The sequence below is a fragment of the Achromobacter veterisilvae genome (assembly GCF_900496975.1).
Taxonomy (GTDB): Bacteria; Pseudomonadota; Gammaproteobacteria; order Burkholderiales; family Burkholderiaceae_B; genus Achromobacter; species Achromobacter veterisilvae.
The window spans coordinates 201,912-211,355 of sequence record NZ_UFQC01000004.1 but is presented as its reverse complement, the minus strand read 5'-3'; the positions used below and the strand labels follow the sequence as shown (position 1 = coordinate 211,355).

Genomic DNA, 9,444 nt, shown 5'->3' with positions numbered 1-9,444 from the left:
CCATGCATTTCGATTTCAGCGCCTTGCCAGCGCAGACGGTCTACAACGTACTGACGTCGACCGTCACCCCGCGCCCCATCGCGTGGGTCACCACCGTATCCGGCAAAGGCGTCGTCAACGCGGCTCCCTTCAGCTTCTTCAACGTCATGGGGCATCAGCCGCCCACGGTCGCCATCGGGCTGATGCGGCACGCCAACGGGGAACTGAAGGATTCCGGCGCCAACATCATCGAGAACGGCGAGTTCGTCGTTAATCTGGTTCCGGAGTCGCTGGTGCAGCAGATGAACCAGACCTGCGCGGACTATCCGCCGGACGTGGACGAACTGGCCGCGGCCGGCCTGGCCGCGAAGCCGGCCGTCCACGTGCGCCCGCCGCTCATCGAAGGCAGCCCGGTTTCGCTGGAATGCGTCAGCCAGGCAACCGTCGTGACCGGCCCGCGCCAGATCGTGGTGATCGGCCGGGTACTGGGGGCGCACGTCGACGACGCCTATGTGCAGGACGCCGCGCGCGGATATGTGGACACGCCTTCCATGGCGCTGATCGCGCGCATGCACGGGGGCGGCTGGTATGCCCGCAGCACGGACCTGTTCCAACTGGCCCGGCCGACCGCGCCGGCCTGAAAGAAAAAAGGCCAATCCCGAGGGATTGGCCTTTTTGAATACTGGCGGAGAGGGTGGGATTCGAACCCACGGTACGGGGATACCGTACGCCTGATTTCGAGTCGCATGCGCGCACCTTGCGCCATTGATCTGAAAGGGTATTTTGCTGTGCGCTGACCGCATCGGATGCCCAAAATGCGCCTGTTCCGCCAAATTTTCCCCCACCATTTCAGGCCCGCTTTTTCTCGCCCATTTTCCCGATGGCCTTGACCAAGCTGGCTTGGTTCAGATGGGCGTATCGTTTGGTGCTTCTTGGGTCCTTATGCCCCAGGATGGCCCCCACTGTGTACAGATCCACCTCGTTGTTGATCAGCTCGCTGGCGGTGCTGTGGCGGATATCGTGGAAGCGTACGTGATCTAGGCCGGCTTTCGCCCGACTTTCCCGGGACCACTTCTGCACGGTGGACTTGGCCGCTCCTACAGGCCAGCCGTGCCGGTCCAGATATCGCTTAAGCGTCGGGTGAATCGGAACGCGCTTGACGGCATCTCCGTTCTTGGTGTCGTAGACAGCCAGGCTATCGCCTTCCATCTTCGCCCGGAGAATTTCAGATAGGCGCATTCCCGTGAAGAAGCCGGTAACCATCGCCTTGCGCGCTCCCTTGTTGCGGCAGTGCCGAAGCTGGCTCAGGAGCTGCGGGAAGGTCATGTAGACATGCCGCTCGTTCCTGACCTGGGGGACCAGCACTCGCGCGCCGGGGTCATGCTCGCCGTGGTTGTGCTTCTTCCATGCCCAGCGGCAGGCCGCCCGCAACAGCGATATCTCGTATTTGATGCTGGCCGGTGCTTTCGTGTCCGATTCTTCGGCTGTGATCTCCGCGGCAATTTCAGGAAGTTGGTCAACGAACTTGCCCACGTAGTAGGGGTACAGTGCCGCGAAGTTGCGGGCCACCTCGTCATAGGTCTTGAGGTGCTTCTTGTCCGCCAGGTAATACTCGATTGCCTTTTCTACGGTTGCCCGATCACGCGCAACGCCGGCCGCGACGGCGTAGAGGCGCGCCGACTCTTTCCGGTCGAAAGCGTCCGCTTCGGTTCGAGTCCAAGCTTTCGGAAGACGTTTTCGAGCCCGGATTCGCTGGTTTTCAATCGTACGGTCGAATTCAAAGATGAACTGACCGCGCTTTGAATCTCTGTAGATCGACATTTTTGCTTGTATTCCAGTAGGTCAGATACTTCGAAGGTGATGCGCTTTCCGATCCGATAGCAAGGAATGGGGCCCTTTGGGGCAGCTAGATCATAAACATGGCGCGCGGAGACTCCCAGCATCCGTGCTGCATCCGCAACTTGGATGAGTTCCGTCATGGCTGGGGCGCACTGAGCCGCGGCCGATGCTTGGTGTTGGGCTGCGTGTGCCATCTACATCTCCTTCTCGTCAGTGCCGACACGCACGTGGATGGCGTAGACCATCACGGGGTCGGTGCCGAAATGCGGGTGCGTGATCGACTTAATCGTGTATCCCTGCCAGGGCAGCACCAAGCGCCGTTCGGCATCGTCACGGCGGGGATAGCCGCGGGTCAGCACGATGCGGTCGTAAAGGCCAAACGGGCTGGCGAGCCGTTTTTGCCAGTAGGGCGTGCATAGCCGATACTCCTCGGTCTTCGTTCCTGCCTTGATGGCGTCGAAGTATTCGCCCTTGAGGGCTAGGTGCAGGTCAGCCATTGGCGCTCCCATCCTCGGAGGGCTCAGCTATTAGAGAATTTCGAATAGCTGCCGATTGCGGGGACGGGGTGGCAGGAAACCCCGCAATCGGGGTCCAGTGCGTGTGGTAGCCGGGCCAGTCTTGATAGTGCGGCGTACCGCACCAGGGCGCCTCACCCGCCCATTCGTGCCCGCACCAGGCCCACCACATCACCGGGCCGTCGTCCTCGTGCCACTCGTCCAGCGCGCGGGCGAGCAGGGGTGACACATCCCCGGCGCGCTGCTGGCCGTCCTTGGCCGCCGTGGGTGCGGGGTGGGTCTTGGGGACGCGGAAAGAATCGGTCTGATACCCTCCCAAGGCTTTGCGCGCGTCCCCGGCGCTGGCCAGGGGCGCGGCATCGGGGAAGTACTTCTCCCGGCAACGCAGCAATTCGCCCAACATCACATCCAGGCCATCCGCGTTGGCGAACGTCACGACTGCGATGGTTTCCCCGGGGTGTGCCTGACGATTCAGCACCCACTCGTGGCCCATTCCTTGTCCGCCCTTGCCGAACCATAGAGCGCCAATTCGGCCATCATGGATGCATGGCCCCATCCGCACCGCGCCGGCTCCCAGGTTGATAACAGTAAATGGCGATTCGGTGCCATCGGGCGGGTACACGACTGCGAGCGCCTCCCCGGCTACAGGAGCGCTTGCAACAGGGGCGGTATAGAGCGGTCCGGTCATCAGGCGCGCCAGTTCATTGGCGAAGTCGTAGTCCACGTCAGACTCTTCGCATCCGGTGGCACTTTCGATGCCCTCCTTCAGATACTCCAGCACCTCTGCGCTCAGTCGGATCGGCATCGAGTTGGCTACAGGGGCGCGCAGCTTGGACAGCACGGCGGTTTCGATGGCGATGGCCATTTCCCGGTCGTGGTTGATCGGTTCGCCCATGAACTGGCACAAGATGCGCTCGCGCTCGTCAAACGACAGCACGGTTTGAGGTTCGGCCGCCTGGGCGGTGCTGTTCGGGTTGGGGTGGTTGGTCATTTCTGTGCCTTGTCGGTGGCCGCCAGGATGCCGTCGATCATTCGCGGATCCAGTAGGCACTTGATTTCGTCGGGGGTGCACCCGGCCGTGTCCCGCAGCGTGGTCAGGAACGCGGCCACGGCGCGCAACTTGTCGTCGGTGGTGAATTGCATGGCTTCACCTCCCCGCGCACTGGCCGCTCTGCTGGGCGGCGAGTGCAGCCTTCGTCTCATGCAAATCGTCAACTGCGCGCTGCAACATGCGTCCGTAGAAATCGGCCTTGAATTCAGCTACAGCCAGTCGGTCGGCCAGACCCATAGACTTGCGGCCAGCGGCGTACCCGGAGGAGTAGCCGTTTTGGTAGGCCCGCTCGCTCATGCTTTTCGTGGTGTAGGCCATCACGCACCCCCCTTACGTTGGGCGGCAATGGCGCACTCGGCCCACCGCACGGCCTTGGTGAACGATTTGAGATTGCAGGGGCAATACGGGTTGCTGGTGCTGAAAGTCTGGTGCCAGCCGGCCTCGATCTGCGTGGGCGTCAGTTCTTTCCGCGCATCGCCAACAGCGGGAGCGGGAGCGGGAGCGGGGACATGACGGCCGCTCAGATCGCCGGTCGTGTAGCGGCGCAGCTCGGCCAGCGTTTTCGGTGCGTTGCGCTTGATGTCGATGGCACTGCAAGCGGCGCCCAGCAGACCGACCGGCACCAGAACGTGTACCTCATCGCCGAACGCGCGCTCGTCCTGGGCATCCCCTTGCGCTACCGTGGATACGGGGGCAGCAGCTTCCTCGTAGGTTGCGGCGAAGATGTCCGGTTTGCACGGGTAATGCTCACCCTGCACGCCGGTAATGATCCAGTCTCCTGGCGAAACGTTGAGGGGGCCTTCCAGCGTCATGATGAATTCTCGCCCGCAACTGGAGCAGGCCGAGTTGGCGTCGCACGAACAGCGCTGCAGAGCCGGGTGTGCGCAGGGGTATTGGACCGCCTGCACAACTACGGGCTTCTTGCGGTATTGCTTGGCGGCCGGCACCTTCGCCAACTCCAGCGGCTCCAGCGGGCCCGGCTCGTCCTGGCTCAGGCCATGGGTGATCTCGAATTCGGTCATGTCAGGCTCCAAGTTGAGTGCTCGATTGCGCACGGTGTAAGAATCGGGTATTGATACCGGTCTTCCCTGCGGCGACTCGTCGCGACCTCAAAACGACAACTAGGAGATCTGAATGGCTGCATTGAGCGATAAGCTGCAACACGCGCTTGACCAATATGAAGAGATCGCTAAGCAACACGCCGAACGACTTGAAGCATTTACGAAGGTTGCTCGCGTCGGGGCGCCCAATGCTCAGCAACTTGGCGCGGACTGGCTGCACAGCCATGAAGTCCTCAAGACCGTCTACGACGCCGTGCGCGTGGCGCAGCGGCCGCCGCTCCCATCTGGCACGAAGGTGGAGAAGGGTAGCGACGGATACTGGTATGCCTTCGTCCGGGAAAACGGTGACTGGAAGGAAATTTCTCGAGGCGGGAGCGAGCACGACGCGATCACCGCGGTGCTGGGTACGGCACGGGGGTAGCGGGCGGTGCGCCGTCGTGGGCGGCTTGCGGGCGTGGGACATGGTCTTCTCGGTATCTGGTGGCCGGGCACCGGCGGCGGTCGGGGAGAAGGGCAGGGAGTCCCGCCGCCGGGCCGGCCAAAGGGTTACGCCGCTTCCGGCTCCAGGTTCAGGCCCAGCGATCCCTGCTTGTCGACCGCCGGCGTGATGCTGATCGTGATGTCGTTGCCCAGCACCTCGTAGAGTTTCTTGATCTGCTCTCCGCTCGGGTGGCATTTCACGCGGAAGGTGATGATCACGCTCCCACCTTCCATAAGCTCCGCGGCGAATCCATCCACGTCGGCGGGGTCCAGTTCGATATCGGAAGCGCCGCCCAGGCCGAAGCCGATCAGCACCTTGGCTCCGATCAGTTCATGCTTCAGCCGGATTTTCTCGATCAGGTCGCCAAAGCGGCGCACCGTCAGTGCATCGCCTACAGGCATTTCGCCCTGGTCGGGCGATTCCTCCTGCTTGTAGAGCCACGAACGCAGCGCCGAATGGAACTCGGACAGCACGCCGTTGCCATCGGTAAAACTGATCTTCAGGTCAGCAGCGCCGGCCGGCTCTTCGCCGTGGCGCTCGGTGCGCACGTTGATGTGCGCCAGGGTCGCGGTTTGCTCGGTGATGGAGAACATGCGGGATTGCTCCTGGTGATGGGCGATGGTTACGGCAGGGCGAGGCGCTTGCCGGCGTCCTCGATGGAAGTCATCAGGGCGCGCACGCGGTGGGTGTTCTCCAGGACGATCCGCGCTATCTGCGTGTCCGGCTGCGGGAAGGGTGCAGTGCCGCATGCTTGGCTGTCATTCGTGCAGGAGAGAACGGGGCCTAGGCGGCTCATCAGTTCCTGGGCAGCGAATTCGCACTTGGCGATGGTGCTGGCGAGCGCCTCGAGCGCGTCCAGAATCTCGCCGGACGACTGCTGCGCGCTAACCGGCGACGAAGCCATAGACGGCTGGGAGGCCTGGGCGAACTGCCCGATCTGGTTGTGGTTCATGGATTGCTCCGTAGGTTGTGCTGCTGGGGAAGGGTTAGCGGATGGCCAGACGCACGCCCTGGCGCAGTCGGGCGCCAGGCACGTCGTGGTTGTCCTTCAGCGCCTGCGCGATCAGCTTCTTGTCAAGCACGGGCGGCGGGGCCGGCGGGCTGGTGAAGTAGTCGGCCGGGATCTGCTTCTCGTCGAACACCTCGACGGCCGGCGGGTTCTTCACCACGCTGAGGCGGAACAGCGGGCACTCGATCACCTGGATGTCGCTGGCGATCATGTTGCGCAGCAGGTAGTCGCGCAGCGCATCGGCGCGGGCCTGGCGCGCCTTCTTCAGCTCCTGCAGGCGCTTGATCTCGGCGTCGATCGCAGGGATGTCGGCTTCGAAGGTGCGCGCGACCATCTCGCAGCCCTGGGCCTTCTCGCCGATCTGCTCGGGCAGGCCGCTGGCTTCCATGGTGTCGGCGATGGCCTTCTCGTCGAAGTCGCCCTCGGCCAGGCGCACGGCGAGCGCGCGGTACTCCTGGGCGAGCGTGTAGAGGGGCATATTCATGGTTGTCTCCGTCAGAAGGGAATGTCGTCGTCCATATCGTCCAGGTCTGACCGGCCGGCGGCGGGCGCTGGCTGGGACGCGGGACGCTGCTGTGGCGCCGGGCGCTGTGCCGGGGCGCGCTGCTGCGGCTGGCGCGCCGGGGCGTCGTTGTAACCGCCACCGCCGCTGCCGCCGTCTTCGCGGCCGCCCAGCATCTGCATCTGGTCGGCCACGATTTCGGTGCTGTAGCGGTCAGCGCCGGTGTCCTTGTCCTGCCACTTGCGGGTCTTCAGGCGGCCTTCGATGTAGACCGCGCGCCCCTTCGCCAGGTACTCGCCGGCGATCTCGGCCAGTCGGCCGTACATGAACACGCGGTGCCATTCGGTTTCTTCGCGCTTCTGGCCGCTGGTCTTGTCCTTCCAGCTCGACGTCGTGGCCAGGGATACGTTGCAGACGGCAGCGCCGTCGGGGCTGTAGCGCACGTCCGGGTCGCGGCCCAGATTGCCCACCAGGATCACTTTGTTGACCGATGCCATTACGCGGCCTCCTGCGCAGGCGCCAGGGCGGCCTTGCGGCCTTCCTTGCGCCGGGTGAGTTGTTCGAGCGCAGCGCCGTCGTTGGCGGTGCGCGCGGCCTTCTGGGCGGCATTCCAGGCGTCGACCAGTTCCGCCATGGTGGTGGCGTCATCCAGAGCGGCCAGGTGGGCGGCCAGTGCGTCCTCGGTCATGCCGGTTTGGGGCGGCGGGACGAAGGCGCCCGATTCGAGCCAAGCCAGCAGGCTGGTGCCAACCGATTCGTCGATGACGAAGGGATCGCGGCCCATCATCAGGCCGGTGCGGTCCTTCGTGGCCATGGCGAAATGGCCGTCGTGGGTGAGGTCCAGCACCACGGTCATCTCGTATTCGAAGCCGTCGCGCTGTTCGGCCTTCATGCCCAGCTTGACCACGGTCTTGCGGCCGTTCTGACCCTCCTGCTGGGCCGTCTCGGTCTTGCTGCGCAGGGTGACGATGATGTGCATCGGACTCTGCAGGATGGCGTCCAGCAGCGCGCGGTGGCGCGGCGTGACGTCGTTCCACGCGGACCAGCTATTGCCCTTGTATTTGGCTCGGGCGATCTCGTCGACCAGCTCCAGGCAGCCGCCCACGCCGCTCCATTCGTGCGTGATGCTGTCGATGATGAGCGTGCCGTAGCCGGCCTGTTCCGCGGCGCGGATGGCCTCGATGTAGCGCTCGGGCGTGTACGGCGCGCCCAGGCTGAGCGAATCGAACTCGGGCGGCTCGATCACCACACCGCCCGGCAGGCTGATCGGCTCGGCGTACAGGCTCGCGCTGTCGCGTTCCGAGTCCAGGACGGCGATGGCGGCGCCGATGCCCTTGGCGAGCAGCAGGGCCGACAGGGTCTTGCCGGAGCCGCTGGGGCCGGTCAGTGCCAGCCGTAGCTTGGCCTTCTTTCTCACGGCTTTTTCGAACTTCATGGTCATTTCCTTTCAGGGGGTGGTGCTTCGGATTGCTGCTGCTCTTGCTGCTGTTGGTGCGCCAGCGCGGCGTCTTCGTCGTCCGGGTCCATGGCGCTATTCCTTGGCGGCCACAGCGGTCTTGCCGCAGCCTTCGCAGGTGGGGTAGGGGTTGGACTTGGCGTCGGTCTGCTGGCGCTCGCCATAGCCGAAGATCAGCGCGGTCAGCAGGCCGGCCACCACGTAGGCGGCAACGCGGTTGTCGCGGTCGCGCAGGAGGCGGCGGATCATTGGGCACCTCGCTCATCGCGCTGCATGTCGGCGCGCTCGCATTCGATGCGCTCCTTCTCATCGGCCAGGTGCTGCCAGCAGTCCGCGACCAGGTCGGCATCGCTGTAATCGCCGTTGAATTCGTGGGTTACGGCACCAATCAGGACGTCGATGTTTTCGATGGTCAGATGCTCGGGCGCGCCCACGTCGGGCTCGGCCTTGTGATGCGTGAACTCGATGAGAAGCGCCGCGACTACCGTGCAGCCGGCCGGACCTTCCAGATCAATGCCCTTGACGAGGTGGTAAGTGGTCATTGGGCACCTCGCGCGGCCAGCATGGCGTCGGCAAACTCATAGGCCATGGCGGCCGCCCATTCCGCGTATCCGTCCTCACGGTCGCCCTTGTGAAACTTCCGACCAGCCAGACCGGAAAGGGCCTTCGCCGCGAAGTAGTCGCGCAGGGTCATGCCGGTGTCCCAGTCGGCCCACCTGGAGCCAGCGCCTTCGGGCACGTTGGGGAAGGCCGGGCCGCCGTCGTTGATCTTGTTCATGCATTTCTCCGGTGCAGGGCCATCGCGGCATCGCCAGCCAGGCCAATCAGGTACGCCGCGGCCAGGCCGCCGGCTATGAATTGAAGGAGGGCGGTCACAGGTATTGCTCCGCTTCGTCCGGGTCCATCTCGGCCAGCCGACGGTTGGCCACGCCCTCGATGCAGTTGCCCAGGTGGCCGGCCAGGAACTCGCCCACGCTCGGCACGCTCGAGCCGATCAGCAGCACCAGCAGCACCGCCGCCGGGTTGTCGGCCAGCTCGTTCATCAGGTGTTCGGCCCAGTCGGCCGCCGTCAGCCCGTAGGCCGTCGGCGCTTCGTTCGACAGGCACGCCACCACGGCGGCCACGGCCTGCGCCTTCGTCACGGTCGGCGCGTCTTCGTCCGGCTCGTGCGGCAGGGAGTAGGGCGGCGCGACCTGCAGCAGGTCGTCCATCAGTTCGGCGTGATAGGCACCCATGGTCAGTTCCTCCCCATGCGGTCGGCCTCGACGGCCAACTTGCTGTAGTGCACCTTGGTGGCGTACTCGCGGAACGTGTGCGGCCACGCCTTGCGGATGATTTCGCGGTTCTCATCGTCCGCGGCGTCCCACAGGTTCATCAGGTGCTGAACGAAGTTGCCGCCCAGCGCGCGCATCTCGCGCAGCACTTCGGCCTCCGTCGCGTTCGGGCCCGCGGGCTTGAGCGCTTCGCGCGCCCACTGCCGCTGACGCTGGTTGGCCTGGATGTCGGCCTGCGTCTGGTATTCACCGGGATAGTCCATGGTTGTCTCCTTGC

At 64.4% G+C, this 9,444-nt stretch carries 18 protein-coding genes and 1 pseudogene; 2 read left to right on the top strand and 17 right to left on the bottom strand.

The window, feature by feature from the left end; all coding sequences use genetic code 11:
* Positions 1-2: 2 nt before the first annotated feature.
* Positions 3-620 carry a flavin reductase family protein gene (locus AVE30378_RS05335; protein ID WP_129239729.1) on the top strand — a complete coding sequence of 206 codons (618 nt, stop codon included), beginning with the start codon at positions 3-5 and terminating at the stop codon, positions 618-620.
* A gap of 208 nt (positions 621-828) precedes the next feature.
* Here the strand turns inward: AVE30378_RS05335 and AVE30378_RS05330 are convergent, their stop codons facing one another.
* The 7 genes and pseudogenes from AVE30378_RS05330 to AVE30378_RS32715 all read right to left on the bottom strand — a co-directional run bounded on the left by AVE30378_RS05330 (position 829) and on the right by AVE30378_RS32715 (position 4,406).
* Positions 829-1,800 (bottom strand): tyrosine-type recombinase/integrase, encoded by a 972-nt coding sequence (locus AVE30378_RS05330; RefSeq protein ID WP_129239728.1) that lies wholly within the window; start codon positions 1,798-1,800, stop codon positions 829-831.
* A 53-nt stretch (positions 1,801-1,853) separates the two neighbouring features.
* A pseudogene (locus AVE30378_RS33090) lies at positions 1,854-1,922 on the bottom strand (hypothetical protein); the annotation flags it as partial.
* A gap of 90 nt (positions 1,923-2,012) precedes the next feature.
* Positions 2,013-2,315 (bottom strand): ASCH domain-containing protein, encoded by a 303-nt coding sequence (locus tag AVE30378_RS05320; RefSeq protein WP_129239726.1) that lies wholly within the window; start codon positions 2,313-2,315, stop codon positions 2,013-2,015.
* Positions 2,308-3,324 (bottom strand): hypothetical protein, encoded by a 1,017-nt coding sequence (locus tag AVE30378_RS05315; protein WP_129239725.1) that lies wholly within the window; start codon positions 3,322-3,324, stop codon positions 2,308-2,310. The genes AVE30378_RS05320 and AVE30378_RS05315 overlap by 8 nt, the downstream gene beginning before the upstream one ends.
* Positions 3,321-3,476 carry a hypothetical protein gene (locus AVE30378_RS32545; RefSeq protein ID WP_165360095.1) on the bottom strand — a complete coding sequence of 52 codons (156 nt, stop codon included), beginning with the start codon at positions 3,474-3,476 and terminating at the stop codon, positions 3,321-3,323. The genes AVE30378_RS05315 and AVE30378_RS32545 overlap by 4 nt, the downstream gene beginning before the upstream one ends.
* 4 nt (positions 3,477-3,480) lie before the next feature.
* Positions 3,481-3,702 carry a hypothetical protein gene (locus AVE30378_RS05310; protein ID WP_129239724.1) on the bottom strand — a complete coding sequence of 74 codons (222 nt, stop codon included), beginning with the start codon at positions 3,700-3,702 and terminating at the stop codon, positions 3,481-3,483.
* Complete coding sequence (locus AVE30378_RS32715; protein ID WP_208742354.1) at positions 3,702-4,406, bottom strand: hypothetical protein; 705 nt, start codon at positions 4,404-4,406, stop codon at positions 3,702-3,704. The genes AVE30378_RS05310 and AVE30378_RS32715 overlap by 1 nt, the downstream gene beginning before the upstream one ends.
* 112 nt (positions 4,407-4,518) lie before the next feature.
* Here AVE30378_RS32715 and AVE30378_RS05300 point away from each other — a divergent pair, with 112 nt between their 5' ends.
* Entirely contained in the window at positions 4,519-4,866 is a 348-nt protein-coding gene (locus tag AVE30378_RS05300; RefSeq protein ID WP_129239723.1) for a hypothetical protein, read from the top strand.
* A gap of 125 nt (positions 4,867-4,991) precedes the next feature.
* On the opposite strand, the gene AVE30378_RS05295 is transcribed toward AVE30378_RS05300, so the two are convergent.
* From AVE30378_RS05295 to AVE30378_RS05255, 10 genes are all read right to left on the bottom strand, one after another.
* Positions 4,992-5,519, bottom strand: coding sequence for a hypothetical protein (locus AVE30378_RS05295; RefSeq protein ID WP_129239722.1), 528 nt, complete (start codon positions 5,517-5,519; stop codon positions 4,992-4,994).
* 29 nt (positions 5,520-5,548) lie between these two features.
* A complete protein-coding gene (locus tag AVE30378_RS05290) occupies positions 5,549-5,878 on the bottom strand; it encodes a hypothetical protein (protein ID WP_129239721.1) in 330 nt (109 codons plus the stop codon).
* 34 nt (positions 5,879-5,912) lie between these two features.
* Entirely contained in the window at positions 5,913-6,419 is a 507-nt protein-coding gene (locus AVE30378_RS05285) for a siphovirus Gp157 family protein (RefSeq protein ID WP_129239720.1), read from the bottom strand.
* 11 nt (positions 6,420-6,430) lie between these two features.
* Positions 6,431-6,934: a single-stranded DNA-binding protein gene (gene ssb / locus AVE30378_RS05280; RefSeq protein WP_129239719.1), complete on the bottom strand. Its 504-nt coding sequence runs from the start codon at positions 6,932-6,934 to the stop codon at positions 6,431-6,433.
* Entirely contained in the window at positions 6,934-7,872 is a 939-nt protein-coding gene (locus AVE30378_RS05275; RefSeq protein WP_129239718.1) for an ATP-binding protein, read from the bottom strand. The genes ssb and AVE30378_RS05275 overlap by 1 nt, the downstream gene beginning before the upstream one ends.
* Positions 7,873-7,968: 96 nt before the next feature.
* Positions 7,969-8,142, bottom strand: coding sequence for a hypothetical protein (locus AVE30378_RS32540; protein ID WP_165360094.1), 174 nt, complete (start codon positions 8,140-8,142; stop codon positions 7,969-7,971).
* Complete coding sequence (locus AVE30378_RS05270) at positions 8,139-8,435, bottom strand: hypothetical protein (RefSeq protein ID WP_129239717.1); 297 nt, start codon at positions 8,433-8,435, stop codon at positions 8,139-8,141. Before AVE30378_RS05270 ends, AVE30378_RS32540 begins: the two co-directional genes overlap by 4 nt.
* Entirely contained in the window at positions 8,432-8,671 is a 240-nt protein-coding gene (locus AVE30378_RS05265) for a hypothetical protein (protein ID WP_129239716.1), read from the bottom strand. Before AVE30378_RS05265 ends, AVE30378_RS05270 begins: the two co-directional genes overlap by 4 nt.
* A 94-nt stretch (positions 8,672-8,765) precedes the next feature.
* Positions 8,766-9,128 (bottom strand): hypothetical protein, encoded by a 363-nt coding sequence (locus AVE30378_RS05260; protein WP_129239715.1) that lies wholly within the window; start codon positions 9,126-9,128, stop codon positions 8,766-8,768.
* A gap of 2 nt (positions 9,129-9,130) precedes the next feature.
* Positions 9,131-9,430 carry a hypothetical protein gene (locus AVE30378_RS05255; RefSeq protein WP_129239714.1) on the bottom strand — a complete coding sequence of 100 codons (300 nt, stop codon included), beginning with the start codon at positions 9,428-9,430 and terminating at the stop codon, positions 9,131-9,133.
* Between the last annotated feature and the right edge of the window lie 14 nt (positions 9,431-9,444).